Origin of the sequence: Anaerobacillus alkaliphilus, assembly GCF_004116265.1 — a bacterium.
In the GTDB taxonomy this organism is placed as follows: domain Bacteria; phylum Bacillota; class Bacilli; order Bacillales; family Anaerobacillaceae; genus Anaerobacillus; species Anaerobacillus alkaliphilus.
On sequence record NZ_QOUX01000032.1, the window covers coordinates 251,570 to 267,958 of the forward strand.

The following is a 16,389-nucleotide window of genomic DNA, read 5'->3' on the forward strand; positions in this document are numbered from 1 at the left end:
ATTTTACTTAGTTTATCTTTGATGAATAATAATATATGTTATAACTGTTGTTTCGGTAAACGAAAAAACTACTATTCTATATTATCATTTTCTTATTTCAAGTGTAAAATAATAATGTTGCTAGATTATTGGTTTATTTCTATTTTTACCAAAAATTGTAGAAGAAAGTATTTGTAAAATCTTTGTAAAATCGTTAATATAAAGGTAACATATAGATGACAAGCTGTACCAAGCAGAGAGGGTAGGGGTGACAGATGGAAAGAGACGGGCAGCAGGAGGATTATTTACAACAAATAGAAGAGCTAAGAGAAAAGATGATTGCTACTGCTCTCATGTACGGTATTAATCACCCAAAAGTGTTATGGTATAGTCAAAAAATTGATGAAAAACATAATTGTATACTAAAACAAAAAGTGTAAAAAATATAGTAATCCAAAAGCCCAAGAATGTTGTTTTCTTGTGCTTTTTTTAATGAGTTTGTATACTCTAATTATAAGGGATATAAATATTTTAAAATAAGCCTTTTTTCGCAAAGTTTGTTGCTTTCGTAAAAATCCCAAAAACCGGATTTTTACACAAAATACTAAGAATTCACCTCTAATTTAGTAAGCATTGCTCTTTTCTTACTTAATTTATTGGCTGATATCTTCATTTAGGGTATTTTCCCGATTATTTTTGGGTAAAAAGCAACGGTGTTTACGAAAAGAGCCTAAAATAAAAATAGATTATTTGTAGTTGAACCTTAAAAAAGGAGGAATTAATATGTTATCAATTTCAGAAGTGGCAGCACAAAAGGTGAAAGAAATGCTTGCTGAGCAGCAAACAGAAGGACAAAAGCTATTTCTTCGTATTGGTGTAAAAGGCGGGGGCTGTAGTGGCCTGTCTTATGGTATGGGCTTTGATGCGGATGTAAAAGAGGATGATGTCCACTTGAATTTTCATGGTGTTGAAGTGATTGTCGATAAAGAAAGCTCTCCAATGTTAGAGGGAGTTCAGATTGACTTTAAACAAAACATGATGGGTGGGGGCTTCACCATCGACAACCCTAATGCAATTGCATCATGTGGTTGTGGAACGTCATTTAGAACAAAAGAAAATGCTGGAACACCAGGCGATTGTTAATAGATAGTAAAAAACCTCCTTAATTGGAGTTTTTTTACTACCGAAATTGTGAACACTTTAACAACAAAAAAGACTAAGTATTGACTTAGTCTTTTTGTGATGTATAAAATTGTGTCTATGTCCTTATTGAGGGAACATACTTGTACTATGAGCATGAGCCTTAGCAGTTTCAGGATCAATGTAGCCTTTTGCACTGTTAACAGCAATCGGTGCTTCACCAAAGCCAGTAGCAATTAGCTTTAAGCGACCTTCGTAAGTAGCAATGTCACCAGCTGCATAAATACCAGGAATATTCGTTTCCATTTTTGAGTTAACAAGTACACAGTTTTTCTGAATTTCTAAGTTCCAGTTTTTAATTGGGCCTAAAGCAGATACGAAACCGAAGTTAACAATCACAGAGTCAACGTTAATTGTTTCTTCTTTATCACCGCGGACTTCGCTAATTTTTACTTGCTTAATTTTTTCATCATCACCATATAGCTCTGAAATCGTGTAAGGCGTTTTCACCTTAATTTTTTCAGAATTCATTAATAGATCAACACTATGTTCATGAGCTCTGAATTCATTACGACGGTGGATGATTGTGACTTCCTCAGCAATGTTTTCAAGCATTAATGCCCAGTCAACGGCAGAGTCACCACCACCGCTTAGCAATACTTTTTCGCCAGCAAAAACATTAAGGTCTTTAACAAAATAGTGAAGATTATTACCTTCGTATCTGTCAGCACCTTCATTATCAATTCGACGTGGTTGGAATGCACCAACACCAGCAGTTATAATTATTGTTTTAGAATAATGTAAACCTTTATTAGTTGTTAGTTGAAAAATACTGTTTCCGTCTTTTTCAATCTTTTCAACGCCTTCAACTGTTTGACCTAAAGCGACTGTTGGGTTGAATTGATTTGCTTGCTCGACCAATTTATCAACTAATTCTTGAGCACGAACCTTTGGGAATCCGGCTACATCATATATGTATTTCTCTGGATACAATGCGGAAAGTTGTCCCCCAAGTTGTGGCATTGCTTCAATAATTTTTACAGACGCTTGTCTCATGCCAGCATAAAAAGCAGTGAAAATACCAACAGGACCGCCACCGATTATTGTAATATCGTATACATTTGTGTCTTGAACCAAGCTTAACACCCCCAGATAGTTTTAATGATGCATCATTATGAATATTATAAAGGTAAAGCGATATAAAAGAAAGTGAAAAACAGAAATTAGTGATACAAATCAAAAAATTCTAACTATATTCAGACACAACTATTGATTATTCAGTATTGTTGCATTGTAAAAAAAAGAATACCCCCGTAAGTCTTTCCAAAAAGAGCAGGATCTATCGATTATTTTCCCCTATGACTACTATATAAATATATTAATGCCAAAAAAGTATTAAAAGTTCCAATAAAACTGTTGATTTTTTCTCCCTTAGGACATATTATAATATCAAGAAGGGAAATGTGAATTTTCTTTGACAATATTTATCGATACGTATAAAAAAAAGAGAAACAGGTACGTAACTTTTTTTTGCGAGAGTTAGTGAATGTATTCACAATCTTTTTGTTCGGTTTAATAAGTGAATGTTTTCACAAACTGAATGGTAAAAAACTCTTGCTTAGGTTCTCTCTTAACAGGAGAAAATAAAGTTACCTAGCCCATGCGTAAAAATTAAAAATGGAGTGATTGAGAAATGAAAAGAAAACCAAGAATCTTAATTTTAGGTGCGGGTTACGGTGGAATGATGACAGCTTCCAGACTCTCAAAGCAACTAGGATACAACGATGCGGAAATTATTTTAGTTAATAAGCACAATTACCACTATCAAACAACTTGGTTACATGAGCCTGCTGCAGGAACTTTACATCATGACCGTACAAGAATGCGCATTGACAGTGTAATTGATACAAATAAAGTAAAATTTATTAAAGATGTTGTTGTAGAAATTAAAGCTTCAGACAAAAAGGTTATTTTAGAAGGCCATGGAGAACTTGAGTACGATTATTTAGTGATCGGTTTAGGCTCTGAGCCTGAGACATTTGGTATCCCAGGTGTTGAAGAACATGCATTTTCAATTCGCAGTGTAAACTCAGTTCGTCAAATTCGTGAACATATTGAGTACATGTTTGCTTCTTATAATAACTCTGAAGTTAAACATGATGACTATTTAACGTTTATCGTTGCAGGTGCAGGCTTTACAGGAATCGAATTTGTCGGTGAGTTAACAGAAAGAATTCCTGAGCTTTGTAAAGAATATGACATCGATCGCAGCAAGGTTAAAATCTTAAGTGTAGAGGCTGCCCCTACAGCATTACCAGGATTTGATCCTGAGCTTGTAGACTATGCGATGAGCTTATTAGAAAGCCGTGGTGTAGAATTCAAGATCAGCACACCAATTAAAGAAGTAACAAAAGATGGTGTAATATTGGCGACTGGTGATGAAATTAAATCGAAAACAATTGTTTGGACAACTGGTGTTCGCGGAAGTTCTATCCTAGACAAATCAGGCTTCGAAACAATGCGTGGCAGAATTAAAGTTGAGAAAGATATGAGAGCACCAGGACATGATGATGTATTTATCATTGGTGACTGTGCATTAATCATTAATGAAGAAATTAACCGTCCTTACCCTCCAACAGCTCAAATTGCTATTCAACAATCATATACAGTTTCGAAAAACGTAAAGGCGTTACTTTCTGGAAGTTCTGAACTAGAAGAATTCAAACCTGACATTAAAGGAACAGTAGCCTCACTAGGTGGAGGAGAAGCAATTGGGATTGTTGGTACGAAAAAGTTATACGGTGGATCTGCTTCCACAATGAAGAAAATTATCGACAATCGTTACCTTTACCTTTTAGGTGGTCTACCTTTGGTTGTGAAAAAAGGAAAGCTTAATTTATTTTCATAATTTAACAGTGCTGAGCTAATTCTTATGAATTAGCTCTTTTGCTATTTTAGAGCTTGATTTTTTAATACTATACTCATCTTGAACCAAGATTGTGTAGCATTAGTTAGACAAAAATACTATTTTGGAGCCCATAAATAAAAATGGATAGAGTATAATTAAGACATTGAACAAAGAAAGGAGATATTCTACGTGAAGAAGGATCGAAGCAATATTTGGCTAGCTGCTGCAGGTATCGTTATAAAAGAGGGTAAGTGGCTCGTTGTTAAAAAGAAGTATGGTGGGCTAAAAGGGCTTTGGTCCATACCTGCGGGTTTTGTCCATGAAGGTGAAACTGTTGACGAGGCAGCTGTTAGAGAGGTTGCAGAAGAAACTGGTGTTTTGACGAGGGTAAAAGATATTGTTGGGATTCGGACTGGTGTTATTAATGAAACGATTAGTGATAACATGATTGTCTTTTTATTAGAAGAAACAGGTGGAAGCTTGGAAGTCCAAGAAGGTGAAATAGAAGCCGCTGAGTATTTGTCAAAAGAACAGCTGGAAGCGGATCCTAATACATCGATGATGGTTCATTTATTCTTAAAGCAGCTAGAAGAAAAATCATTTAAAACTCTCGAACCTAATCCTGGGGATATATTCCAATACTCAAGTTACAAGATATTTTATTAAAACTTCAAAATAATCAGAAAATTTAAGAGAAGTGAAAATGATAGCGCTTTAATGCATTAATATGGTTGAAAATGAACCTTTCCAAACTTCAGTTATTCTTGTTATATTTACTTACAAGAATATTGAGGAGGGCGATCCTAAATGGTAAAAATTAAGCTAGGTATTAATGATTGTCCGTATTGTGCTGGGAAAGGATATTTTCAATTATTATTAGGTGGCTCTGAAACATGTGATTGTTGCCAAGGAACAGGTGAAAAAGATAAACACGATAAATAAAAAAATGTACCCTAGAGAGTACTGCAAAAGAGGTTGCAGTACTCTACTAAAGGGTACATTTTTGGTTTTTAAAACATTCTATATCCTTTTGATCTTAGAACTCTATTCGCAACACCTGCAAGAATTGCTCCTGCTAATCCAGATAGTAAGATTGTGATATCAGCTATGTGGAGGGATATTAATTTTGATCCTAATGCTGAGAAAGAAGTAGCAGGTGCTGTAATATACTCAAATATTCTAACATCATCTACAATACGAATAACAACAAGCGGGTAGACTACTGCCATAAACCAAGTCGATCTCAGCAACATATTTATTAGAAATCCGATTCCGAAAAACAATACTAAGAATAATAATATAGAAATAATTAATTGTGGAATACTAATCAAGAATTTCACCTCCAAATTATACACATAAACCTTATTAGGTAAGCACACTAAGACAAGTTTACTTAATACAGTGACATTTCGTCAAATTGTAAAATGTGAATTAATCTTTCTCTCTTTTTACGAAATATTTAGAAAAGTTAACTTTTTTATCCTTTCTATGAATAATTCTTCTTTTTTTTGGAGAAGATTACTCAGTGAGAGGAGTGAAGATAAATGGAAATCGTTAAAACGATTTTTAGACGAGTAGTAATGATATGTTTATTTAGTCTAGCTTTATTAACAACTTTCGAATCGATCTCAGGCGTTAGTGCAAAGCAACTTTCAAATTGGTGGATTTTTGATAACGATCCTTTTGCCAATACTTATGTGGAAGATAGAAATGGCTTTGATGCAGGATTAAAAAGATTTACCATGAGATTTAGAAGTTTACCAATGTTTAGTAATCAACCAAAAATGATGAGCAGCGCAGAAGTGGTCGAGTCGGAACCGCTAACTTTAGAAGAAGCGATTGATTGGAGTCAATATCCATCCCATAGGGTAGTGGCCACAGGATATACTGCTGGTTTCGAGTCAACTGGAAAACGACCAGGGCATCCGCAGTATGGAATAACGAAATCAGGAGTAACTGTAAAACGAGATTTGTATTCTACAATTGCAGCTGATACTAGAGTGTTTCCAATAGGATCAATCCTTTTTATTCCTGGTTATGGATATGGAGTAGTAGCGGACACTGGTTCTGCAATTAAGGGAAATAAAATAGACCTTTATTATGAGACTGTCCAGGATGTGTTCCAACAGTGGGGTAAAAAAGAAGTAGAAGTTTATATCGTAGAAAGAGGGAATGGTCGCTTAACGAATGAAGAGTTGCAAAGCTTAAACGAAGCAGAAGCAGTTCAAGTATTCCGTCGACAACTGTCCTTCGCAAAATAACAAAAGTGTGAGGCCCGGTAAACGGTCTCACACTTTTGCGTTTAATTTAATGTTTCTGATAGCTTCCTTATGCCTTCAATCAGTCGGGGTGAAGGGCGGCAAAAAAGCGCTTCTTCTAGTATGTAGAGGTTGTTTTCTTTTACTGCATTAATTTCATTTGAACGCTCGCGTTTGGTGATGGCAGCTAAATTCATACGATTTTCTTTCACACCTACCCAAACCATACAGATATGGTCAGGATTTCTTTCTATTACTTCTTCCCAAGTGACTTGTACGCTTGGTTTATCATAGATAGAAAAACAATTTTCTCCACCGACAATTTCACTTACTTCTGTTAACCAATTTGTTTTTCCAGGAGTGAAAATAGGTTTTGGCCACCATTCCCAATAAATAGACCCTTTATTAGCTTGTTTGTTTTTGGCTCTTAGAAGGTCGATCTCGTTTTTAAACTCTTCAGCTCGTTTCTTTGCCTCTGTAGTGATGTTTGTTTTTTCTCCAACGAGTAAAAGATCTTCATAAATATCTTCTAATGAATTTGGATTAAGAACGATATGAGGTATATTTCTCGCCACTAATTGTTCGACATTACGCTCCATTCCTGGAACACTAAGTGAGGCAAGAACGATGTCTGGTGCTAGTAATTCAAGCTTATCCATATCAATGTTCAAATCCGGCCCTAATCTTGGTAGCTGATTGATTTCTTCTGGCCAATTTGAAAAGTCATCAACTGCGACAATTTGGTCTGTTAACCCTAAATAAGCTAGTAACTCTGTGTTACTAGGGCATATTGAAATAATTCTCATGAAAATCCTCCTCTTGAATTAGCCTAAATTGAAAACGACATGATGTCATCTGTTGATGGATCATGTCGCAGTTGTTATTTTTCATTATATAATTAAAGAACAATAAAGTGTATAAATAATGTTAATAAAATACCTGTTAAACCGCCAAAAAACACTTCAATAGGCTGGTGACCTAACAATTCTTTTAACTCTTTTTGCTTTTGGTTTTCCTCTTTTTTCGGCCAAGTTTTTACTTCAATAACCAGTTTGTTAAAATCCTCCACTAATCGATTAAGCACTGTCGCTTGTTCACCGGCATGTCGTCTAACTCCTGATGCATCAAACATAACGATCACACCAAAAATAGCTGAAATTGCAAAGAATGGTGATCCTAGCCCTTCCTCGATTGCAATAGCTGTCGCAAGTGCAGTTACTGCCGCTGAATGAGAACTAGGCATTCCACCCGTACTAGTTAATAGCGACCAATCGAATTTTTTTGAGGCAATGTATTGAAGTGGTACTTTTATAAATTGAGCAAATCCAATTGCAAGTAGTGCTGCCCATAATGGGAAATTTGTTAGTAATTCCATAAGTGCATCCTTTCTAAGATAAATCAAGGGATATAATTATTGTACCTGTTTCGGATGTACGTTGCTATATTATTTTTCATACCCTATTTTTCTCATACATAAAATTTTTTTCTGTTGGAAAGAAATCTCTTTAGTTAAAACTTAAAAAGTTGTTTACATTATAACAGAAATATTTATTTCTGGATAAATATTAGATGCTCGAAATAAAACAATGAACAAGTTATAATAATAAATGGAAGATTATTCTGAAAAAAAAGAGGAGTGGAGTCATTTGTTTAAAGTAAAAGATGGGCATATTCTTGAGAAGAAGATAGGGGCAATTGTCGTTGGCCTTTTTGCTGACGATAAAAAACCTGAAGGATTAGTAAAAGAAATTGATAAAAAATTAGATGGATATATTGTAGAATTGCTAGCTGACAAGCAATTATCTACCGGTTTTAAAAAAGTTAACAAAATACATACGTTAGGAAATTTAGATGCGAAGACTGTATATTTTGTTGGTCTTGGTAAGAAAAGTGAAGTAACGTTTGAAAAAGTTCGTGAAGCATTTGCAGTTGTTTCGAAAACGTTGCTAAAAGATGGTGTAGAGGAAGTAGCGGTAGCTCTTGATTCGTTCTTGACGGAAGAAGCAGATGGAGAGCGTTTTGCCAAAGCCTTAGCTGAAGCAATTGGATTGACCAGCTATCGAACTGAAACATACAAGTTGAAACAAGAAGATCAAAAATCAATTGAAAAAGTAGTCGTTTATACCAATCTTGACACGGATATGGTAGAAGAAGCACTTTTCGTTGGGGCTACTTATAGTGCAGGGACCAATGTTGCACGCGCTCTTGTTAATGCACCAGGAAACTACATGACTCCAACGAACTTAGCTGCGAGAGCGAAAGAAATTGCAGACCGATATGGAATGGAGTATTCAGTTCTTGAAAGAGATGAAATGGAGAAATTAGGAATGGGTGCTCTATTGGCTGTAGCTAATGGTTCTGACCAACCTCCGAAAATGATTGTTCTTAAATACCGTGGCAAAGAGAAATGGGAAAACGTGTTAAGTTTCGTCGGGAAAGGTTTAACGTTTGATGCTGGCGGTATTTCCATTAAGCCTGCATTAAATATGCATGAAATGAAAATGGATATGGGTGGAGCGGCAGCAGTATTAGGTGCAATGGAAGTAATCGGTTCATTAAAGCCAGAGGTAAATGTCATGGCTGTGATTCCTTCGACTGAAAACTTAATTAATGGTAGTGCCTTAAAGCCTGGTGATGTTATTACATCATTAAGCGGTAGAACAATTGAGGTTCGTAATACAGATGCTGAAGGTCGTTTAATTTTAGCGGATGCCGTTACGTATGCAAAGCAATTAGGTGCTGATTATATCGTAGACGTTGCAACATTAACGGGTGCTGTAATTGTTGCGTTAGCTGGAGTTACAACTGGAGCTATTACTAACGATGAAGAGTTAATGGAGGATGTGTTGTTAGCAGCTGGAGAAGCTGGAGAATATTTATGGAGACTTCCTAACTTCGATCCTTATAAAGAAATGCTTCGCTCAAGTGACGTTGCAGATTTAAATAACTCGCCAGGGCGTGAAGGTGGTAGTATTACTGCAGGTTTGTTTATTGGTGAATTTGCTGAAGATACGCCATGGGTTCATTTAGATATCGCAGGTACAGCTTGGTCAAGAAGTGACAGTGAATTCGGTCCAAAAGGTGGAACAGGAGCAATGGTTCGTACCCTTGCAACGTTAGCAAAAAATTTCTAAGATGTGTTAAAAAAACTGGTTCTTATGTTGAACCAGTTTTTATTTTGGCGAAATCTATACATAGGTAAGGATATGGAAGTACTCTGGAGTATCTTTCCATATATGAAATATCAGATGGTGTAGTAAGGGTTTACCATTTAATATCCAAAGATATAAAGATTTTCCGGGTTTGAGCATTATTTTTTATTGGGGTAATATGGAAACACAGATTTATGTAGTAAATTTCTTCTCACATTTTTGGAAGTGGAAGCCTAGTTGACTAGTTTGTTAGACTTTAAACATACTAAACAGGGGTGAATAGTACGGAAAGGGGGGGATTCGTCTGAAACTCATCAAAAGGCTTGACCGAATGTTAATGAAGGTTGAAACGTTCATTTTAAGCTATTCAATCATATTAATAGCAGTTATGGTCGTCGGAAATGTCATCACTAGGGCATTACCAATTAAGAGTTGGTCATTTGCGGCAGAGGTAAGTCAATTTGCCGTCATTATCGCAACTTTCATGGGAATTAGTTATGCCGCAAGGAAAGGCAGGCATATACGGATGAGTGCCTTCTTCGATTTAGCACCTAAGAAGGTAAAGAAAGTTCTAGCTATCATCATTTCCTTTGTTACGGCAGTTGTTTTATTAATCTTGGCACACTTTGCTTTTCAGTACGCTGTTTGGATTAAGGATATGGGTCGAGTAACCACCGCTCTTCAAGTACCTGCGTATTTCTTAGTAGCATTTATACCTGTTGGTCTAACCTTAGGAGCCATTCAATTCTTGAGAAATATGTGGATTAACATTAAAGAAGAGGAGGTGTATATTGCAACAGATAAGAAAGATTTTTCAGAACAGGTTTAATATTGATAAAACTTCATAGAGAGGATCACTTATATGGTAGCTACATTACTAATTATTATGGTTGTACTGCTGTTGCTAGGTTTTCCGATGATGATCCCGTTAATTGCTGCGCCTTTAGTGGTTTTACTCATATTTTTTCCGAATATAGACCCTATTTTTATGATTCAGCAGATGATGGAAGGAATTAGTGGGTATGTTCTATTAGCGGTTCCGCTGTTTATCTTTGCGGCAGATATCATGTCTACAGGACAAACATCGAAACGGCTATTAGATTTTGTTGGTTCGTTTATAGGTCATATTAGAGGTGGATTTGCTATTACGACGGCAGCCGCTTGTACGTTGTTTGGATCGATATCTGGTTCTACTCAGGCGACAGTTGTGGCAATTGGAAAGCCGATGCGCCAAAGATTACTATCGGTTGGCTATAAAGACTCACACGCCATTGCTCTAATTATTAACGCTAGCGATATCGCGTTGTTAATACCGCCTAGTATTGGAATGATCGTCTATGCGGTCGTCTCTGGTACGTCCGTAGGTGATTTGTTTATTGCTGGAATCGGGCCAGGGATACTCATATTTTTGTTTTTTGCCGTGTATAGCTACTTCCATGCAAAACGTTACAATATTCCTCTTGCAGATAAATCAACGTGGGTCGAGCGTTTACGCTTTACAAAGAAAGCTCTCTTCCCGTTAGGTTTTCCTGTCATTATCGTAGGAGGCATTTATTCAGGTGTTTTTACTCCGACAGAAGCTGCAGGGATATCGGTATTATATGCATTAATCCTAGAGTTGTTCGTTTTTCGTTCTATAAAAATAGTTGATGTCCCGAGGATTGCATTATCTACAGGTTTAGTCACGTCAGCGGTATTTGTTCTTGTTGCTGGAGGACAGGCGTTTTCTTGGGTAATTTCTTATGCAAGAATTCCACAACTAGTCACAGGTGCTGTCTTACCTGCAGATCCAACAGCGCTTAATGTCTTACTCATCGTTGCTATTTTCTTTTTTATTGGATGTATGTTTGTTGATCCAATTGTCGTTATTTTAATCTTAACGCCAATCTTTTACCCAGTAGCGATGGCGGCGGGTGTCGATCCGGTTCATTTAGGAGTAGTAATAACATTCCAAGCTGCCTTAGGTTCGGCAACTCCACCATTTGGTGTTGATATCTTTACTGCTAGTGCCGTATTCAACCGGTCGTACCTAGATGTGATAAGGGGCACACCTCCTTATATTGTCATGTTAATTATTGTGGCAATTTTAGTGATTTTGTTTGAAGAAATTTCGTTATTTTATCGTTACTTATTCTAGATTACTACCGGTTTACCGGTGTAAATAAAAAATTATGGGGGTATTTGATGATTTTGAAAAGAAAGCAATATTTACTGATTGTCTCGACATTTTTACTTAGTATTCTATTAGTAGCGTGTGGCTCTGATGCTACCGGAGGAGACGGAGAAGAAACATATAATTGGAAATTTGTAACCGAAGAACAACAAGGTCAAGTGCAATATGAATACGCAGCTGAATTTGCCGAACGACTCCACGAAAAATCTGATGGTAGAATTAACATGGAAGTTTACGAGTTTGGTGGGTTAGGAAGTGAAGTTAACCAAGTCGAATTATTACAAAGTGGCGGAGTTGAATTTGCAATTGTTTCGCCAGGGTTTACCGGTACAATGGTAAGTGAAGGTCAGCTGTTTGCCTTACACTTCTTGTTTACGGATGATATGAGACTAAATCAACAAATTCTAGATGAAAGTGAAGCCTTAAATGTGCACCTTACTGAAAAATATGAGCAATTCAACATTAAACCACTTGCTTATTGGACAGAAGGAGCTATGCAGTGGACTGGTGATCGACCGTTGACAACACCTGAGGATTTCCAAGGATTTAAAATGAGAACACAAACGTCTCCACTAATTCTTCGTTCTTATGAAGCATATGGCGCAGATCCTCAAGAATTAAGCTGGGGAGAATTGTATACGAGTCTTCAACAGGGGGTTGTTCAAGGACAAGAGAATCCAATCTTCTTTATTGAAGATGCCAAATTCCATGAAGTTCAAGACTATATGATGATCTCTGAGCATAATATCTATGTAGCAATGACTACAGTAAACACGGACTTCTTTGCTGCATTACCAACTGATATTCAAGACTTAATCCTTGAAACGGTAGAAGAAATGCGACCAGTCGCTTATGAGATGCAAGAAAGAATGAATGATGAGTTGTTGGGTGCGATTGAAAATAACGATCGTCATCCTACGGAAGTCATCGAGTTGACAGTAGAACAACGTGAAGCATTTAGAGAGAAAGCCCTTCCTGTTCGTGACTTTTTTATCGGAGAAGTTGGCGAGGACGGAAAGAAAATCCTTGAGATGTTAATAGAAGAAATCGAAGCAGCGACAAATTAATGTCACATTCTAGCTAGGCGAGTATGCCTAGCTATTTTTTTTTTTTTTTTTTTAGGTGAATATAATATATTGACATAATAATAAGTGGGTGGTAGGATGATTAATGTTTTAGCGCTTTAATAATTTATCAGAGTGAAGAAAAGGGGAAAAATGTATGAATTCAGTTTTGATCGCAGTACTTGCTATGCTAATACTGAGTTTACTTAGAGTTCACGTAGTGATTGCGTTAATACTTGGTTCAATGATTGGTGGTCTTGTAGCGGGTTTTTCAATTGTTGATACGGTTGAGATTTTTACAGGAGGGCTAGGTGGAAGTGCTACAGTCGCTCTTAGTTATGCTCTACTTGGTGGATTTGCTATAGCCATTTCAAAGACCGGTCTACCAAATGTAGTTGTGGAGTTTGCGGTAAAGCTTGTAGGTAGAGAAGGAGAAAGTAGAAAAAGAAGTCTTTCAAAAGTGTTACTTATTCTCGTTGTTTTAACTATTTCATGCTTTTCGCAAAATTTGATCCCAATTCATATTGCATTTATTCCTATTCTTATCCCGCCATTATTACAGGTTTTTAATGAGTTGAAAATAGATCGTCGTGCAATAGCAACTGTTATTACGTTTGGGTTAAAGGCCCCTTATATATTAATACCAGCTGGTTTTGGATTAATTTTTCATGAGATTATTCAAATCAACATGGCAGAAAGTGGGCTTGAAATAGCTCTGTCTGATATCCCGAAAGCGTTATTTATTCCAACCGTAGGAATGGTCGTTGGTTTGTTACTGGCTGTGTTATGGTCGTATCGTAAGAAAAGAGAGTACCAAAGTGTGAGTATGAATGAAGAAGTTGCAGTTACTCATGAGCCGGTATCGAAACGGGCGGTCATTGTTGCAATAGGAGCGATCATCATCGCTTTAGTTGTTCAATATGAAACAAAATCAATGATTATTAGTGCTTTGGCTGGCATGTTCGTTTTGTTGTTTAGTGGGAAAGTGAGCATAAAAAGTGCAGAAAATTATCTAACAGACGGTATGAAAATGATGGCCTTCATTGGTTTTGTGATGATTACAGCATCAGGGTTTGCAGCAGTTATAAGGGAAACAGGGCATGTTGATAGCTTGGTAGAACAATCTGCTAGTTTGATAGGAGACCAAAAGGGTATTGCTGCTATTCTAATGTTGCTAGTTGGTTTGTTTATTACTATGGGGATTGGGTCTTCCTTTTCGACAATACCAATCATTGCAACCTTATTTGTTCCGCTGGCACTTGCTGTTGGGTTTAGTCCTCTTGCGACAATTGCCTTAATAGGAACTGCTGCAGCTTTGGGGGATGCTGGATCCCCAGCCTCTGATAGCACACTAGGACCTACCGCTGGTTTAAATGCTGATGGACAACACAACCATATTTGGGATACATGTGTCCCTACGTTCTTACATTTTAACCTTCCTTTAATTGCGTTTGGGTGGATTGCGGCAATGATATTGTAACTATTGAAACAATCCTTATCATTTCATTAAATGATAAGGGTTTTTGTTTAGAAAAAAATTAATAGGGAATAGAAAAGTAAATAATTTTTATAAAATAATGAAACTTTTTTTGTCTAAGAACGTCTAATAAATAGAGACATTAAGGGGGTTACGGTGTGAAGAAGATTGTCGTTTGGATTGTGGTAATCTTATTACTATGCATAACCACTGTATTAGGAAAGGAAATTGTCTATGAGGACGAGCTTAAAGAAAACTACTACGAACTCATCGTTTTAGTAGGAGAACTTTTTAAAGATCATGCTCAGGAAGATGATTATTACTACAACAGATCGTATTCAAAACAAGAGGATATGGCAGAGCTTTTGGGTGAGAATGTCACTGATGCTGGGTTTTCCTTATTGGTTGATGCTTTGTTTGATGAATTAGATGAACTATACGTATATAAGTCTCGCTATCAAGACTATATCAGTGACACTCGAGATTTTTCCAAAAATCAAAAAGCAACAAACTATTACGATACGGTAAGAAATACAATATTAAATCCCGCTTTAGGGTTAATACCCTTTGATAACTTAGAGATTACCAGGGAGAAAAACCGTGTGAAAGTTGAAGGACAGGAAATAAAAGTAGAATTTTACGATGCTAGAGATTATTTAGTTGAGCATCATCAATATGCCAGATTTGGCTACCCGCCGAATGACGAAATTAGTTTTTCACTTATTTTTATTTACAATGATGGAAAATATCTTCTTGATCATTTCGATATTCGGTCACATGGAATGTAAAAGGTCTATCGTTTATAACAGACGATAGACCTTTTTGTGCTTATGCTGCCGATTTTGTTACTTGAGTAGATTTATTAACTGCCTTATAAACTTTAGGGCAAAGGATTGCTGCTAAGACTGTAACTGCTAAATCCTTATAAAGGAAGAGGACCATCCAACTCCAAGCCTCTACATATGTAAGTTCTCCCATACCTAAGAAATATTTTAGAGCAAAAAACATATAAGTAGTCCCAATGACATAATTAAGGACGAGACCGACAAAGCAAGCGATAAAGAAAGTTGGTAAAGTAGGTTTCCCTTTAGCTTCAACAATTTTCCCTGTTACATAAGCAACTATGATAAATGATAGAACAAAACCAAATGTCGACTTTGTGATAATAGCAGTCCCGGTCATTTGTGCAAAAACAGGGGCACCCACTAGTCCAACTAATGTATAGACTATCATTGACATACTTCCTAATCGAGAGCCTAACAAAGCTCCTGCAAGAATAGCAAAGAATGTTTGAAGAGTAAGCGGCACTGGCCCGATTGTGATGAATGAAGTTGCGTTAGCTCCAATGGCCATTAGTGCAGCAAACATGGCAACATAAGTAATGTCAATAGCGCGAAATCGTTGTTTCTTCATTAAATATCAACCTTTCTAGTATGTAAGTTTACATTTATCATAAAAAACAGAAAAATGATTGTCAACTAAAATATTTGTTGAGTTAACATAAGGGGCGTTTTTGACATATATTCTTCTAATTTCATTTGAAAACCAACTATCTAGATCATTTATGATATGGAGAAGAAGAGTTGTAGGAGGAGATTATTTGAATTTTAAATTTGGATCCCTTGGTGAGAGAGAACTGGACGTTAATGGAAAAGCGAGGATTTGTGAATGAGAAGAACTAGATGTAGTAATAAAAGATGCTTCTATTATTGAACATATAAAGAGGCACCCTCACGCACAAAGATGGATGATGTTAATAATAGAAGAAGCATATATCCATTGTTCGATTTTAACAAAAACAGAAAAAGCTATTCAGTGGGGAACTGATGATAAAAGGTTTAAGAGCGGTGACTTTTTTAAAGGTAAGCCCCAAAAAACAATATTTCGTATTGACGAGAGATGGAAAACAAGGTAGAATAAATTTCTGTCAGGCAAGAACGACACAATGTGACAAAAAATATTTTTGAAAAGTTCTTGTCAAACACAAGTTATTGTGATATATTAATAAATGTCGCTGCGAGCGGCGTGAAAATAATATTTAAAAAACGATTGACACTAACGTGTTGATTGTGGTAATATTAAATTCTTGTTGCTTTCACGAGTAACGTATTGTTCTTTGAAAACTGAACACACAGCCAAGCGAATTAAAGAGATAGTAAATATCTCGTCAATGAATTATTATTTTTGAGCTATATCAAACACTTTTATGGAGAGTTTGATCCTGGCTCAGGACGAACG

The 16,389-nt window shown here is 36.3% G+C and carries 17 protein-coding genes; 12 read left to right on the forward strand and 5 right to left on the reverse strand.

Going from position 1 to position 16,389, the window contains the following annotated elements; all coding sequences use genetic code 11:
- The first annotated feature begins 254 nt into the window (after positions 1 to 254).
- Both DS745_RS10130 and DS745_RS10135 read left to right on the forward strand, forming a co-directional pair.
- Positions 255 to 419, forward strand: a complete 165-nt coding sequence (locus DS745_RS10130; RefSeq protein WP_129078135.1) for an aspartyl-phosphate phosphatase Spo0E family protein — start codon at positions 255 to 257, stop codon at positions 417 to 419.
- A gap of 343 nt (positions 420 to 762) precedes the next feature.
- Positions 763 to 1,122, forward strand: a complete 360-nt coding sequence (locus DS745_RS10135) for a HesB/IscA family protein (RefSeq protein WP_129078136.1) — start codon at positions 763 to 765, stop codon at positions 1,120 to 1,122.
- Between the two features lie 123 nt (positions 1,123 to 1,245).
- Here DS745_RS10135 and DS745_RS10140 read toward each other — a convergent pair whose 3' ends face one another.
- Positions 1,246 to 2,256: an NAD(P)/FAD-dependent oxidoreductase gene (locus DS745_RS10140; protein WP_129078137.1), complete on the reverse strand. Its 1,011-nt coding sequence runs from the start codon at positions 2,254 to 2,256 to the stop codon at positions 1,246 to 1,248.
- A gap of 556 nt (positions 2,257 to 2,812) precedes the next feature.
- Here DS745_RS10140 and DS745_RS10145 point away from each other — a divergent pair.
- From DS745_RS10145 to DS745_RS24575, 3 genes are all read left to right on the forward strand, one after another.
- Positions 2,813 to 4,027: an NAD(P)/FAD-dependent oxidoreductase gene (locus DS745_RS10145; RefSeq protein ID WP_129078138.1), complete on the forward strand. Its 1,215-nt coding sequence runs from the start codon at positions 2,813 to 2,815 to the stop codon at positions 4,025 to 4,027.
- Positions 4,028 to 4,216: 189 nt separating this feature from the next.
- On the forward strand, positions 4,217 to 4,693 hold the full coding sequence (locus tag DS745_RS10150) for an NUDIX hydrolase (protein ID WP_129078139.1): 477 nt from the start codon (positions 4,217 to 4,219) through the stop codon (positions 4,691 to 4,693).
- A 141-nt stretch (positions 4,694 to 4,834) separates the two neighbouring features.
- A complete protein-coding gene (locus tag DS745_RS24575) occupies positions 4,835 to 4,969 on the forward strand; it encodes a YuiA family protein (protein WP_161568229.1) in 135 nt (44 codons plus the stop codon).
- 68 nt (positions 4,970 to 5,037) lie between these two features.
- On the opposite strand, the gene DS745_RS10155 is transcribed toward DS745_RS24575, so the two are convergent.
- Positions 5,038 to 5,355: a YuiB family protein gene (locus DS745_RS10155; protein ID WP_129078159.1), complete on the reverse strand. Its 318-nt coding sequence runs from the start codon at positions 5,353 to 5,355 to the stop codon at positions 5,038 to 5,040.
- Between the two features lie 216 nt (positions 5,356 to 5,571).
- On the opposite strand from DS745_RS10155, the gene DS745_RS10160 reads away from it, so the two are divergent.
- On the forward strand, positions 5,572 to 6,288 hold the full coding sequence (locus DS745_RS10160; RefSeq protein WP_129078140.1) for a 3D domain-containing protein: 717 nt from the start codon (positions 5,572 to 5,574) through the stop codon (positions 6,286 to 6,288).
- A gap of 41 nt (positions 6,289 to 6,329) precedes the next feature.
- On the opposite strand, the gene DS745_RS10165 is transcribed toward DS745_RS10160, so the two are convergent.
- A complete protein-coding gene (locus DS745_RS10165; protein ID WP_129078141.1) occupies positions 6,330 to 7,091 on the reverse strand; it encodes a cobalamin-binding protein in 762 nt (253 codons plus the stop codon).
- Between the two features lie 92 nt (positions 7,092 to 7,183).
- Positions 7,184 to 7,660 carry a divergent PAP2 family protein gene (locus tag DS745_RS10170; protein WP_129078142.1) on the reverse strand — a complete coding sequence of 159 codons (477 nt, stop codon included), beginning with the start codon at positions 7,658 to 7,660 and terminating at the stop codon, positions 7,184 to 7,186.
- A gap of 271 nt (positions 7,661 to 7,931) precedes the next feature.
- Between DS745_RS10170 and DS745_RS10175 the strand changes: the two genes are divergently transcribed.
- The 6 genes from DS745_RS10175 to DS745_RS10200 all read left to right on the forward strand — a co-directional run bounded on the left by DS745_RS10175 (position 7,932) and on the right by DS745_RS10200 (position 14,939).
- Positions 7,932 to 9,419, forward strand: coding sequence for a leucyl aminopeptidase (locus tag DS745_RS10175; protein WP_421721812.1), 1,488 nt, complete (start codon positions 7,932 to 7,934; stop codon positions 9,417 to 9,419).
- Positions 9,420 to 9,768: 349 nt separating this feature from the next.
- On the forward strand, positions 9,769 to 10,266 hold the full coding sequence (locus tag DS745_RS10180; protein WP_241657779.1) for a TRAP transporter small permease: 498 nt from the start codon (positions 9,769 to 9,771) through the stop codon (positions 10,264 to 10,266).
- Positions 10,267 to 10,299: 33 nt separating this feature from the next.
- Positions 10,300 to 11,574 (forward strand): TRAP transporter large permease, encoded by a 1,275-nt coding sequence (locus DS745_RS10185; protein WP_129078145.1) that lies wholly within the window; start codon positions 10,300 to 10,302, stop codon positions 11,572 to 11,574.
- Between the two features lie 47 nt (positions 11,575 to 11,621).
- Positions 11,622 to 12,677, forward strand: a complete 1,056-nt coding sequence (locus tag DS745_RS10190) for a DctP family TRAP transporter solute-binding subunit (protein ID WP_129078146.1) — start codon at positions 11,622 to 11,624, stop codon at positions 12,675 to 12,677.
- Between the two features lie 154 nt (positions 12,678 to 12,831).
- Positions 12,832 to 14,154, forward strand: a complete 1,323-nt coding sequence (locus DS745_RS10195; RefSeq protein ID WP_129078147.1) for a Na+/H+ antiporter family protein — start codon at positions 12,832 to 12,834, stop codon at positions 14,152 to 14,154.
- A 155-nt stretch (positions 14,155 to 14,309) separates the two neighbouring features.
- Positions 14,310 to 14,939, forward strand: a complete 630-nt coding sequence (locus tag DS745_RS10200; RefSeq protein ID WP_129078148.1) for a hypothetical protein — start codon at positions 14,310 to 14,312, stop codon at positions 14,937 to 14,939.
- A 40-nt stretch (positions 14,940 to 14,979) separates the two neighbouring features.
- Here DS745_RS10200 and DS745_RS10205 read toward each other — a convergent pair whose 3' ends face one another.
- Positions 14,980 to 15,564, reverse strand: coding sequence for a biotin transporter BioY (locus DS745_RS10205; RefSeq protein WP_129078149.1), 585 nt, complete (start codon positions 15,562 to 15,564; stop codon positions 14,980 to 14,982).
- Positions 15,565 to 16,389: the final 825 nt, after the last annotated feature.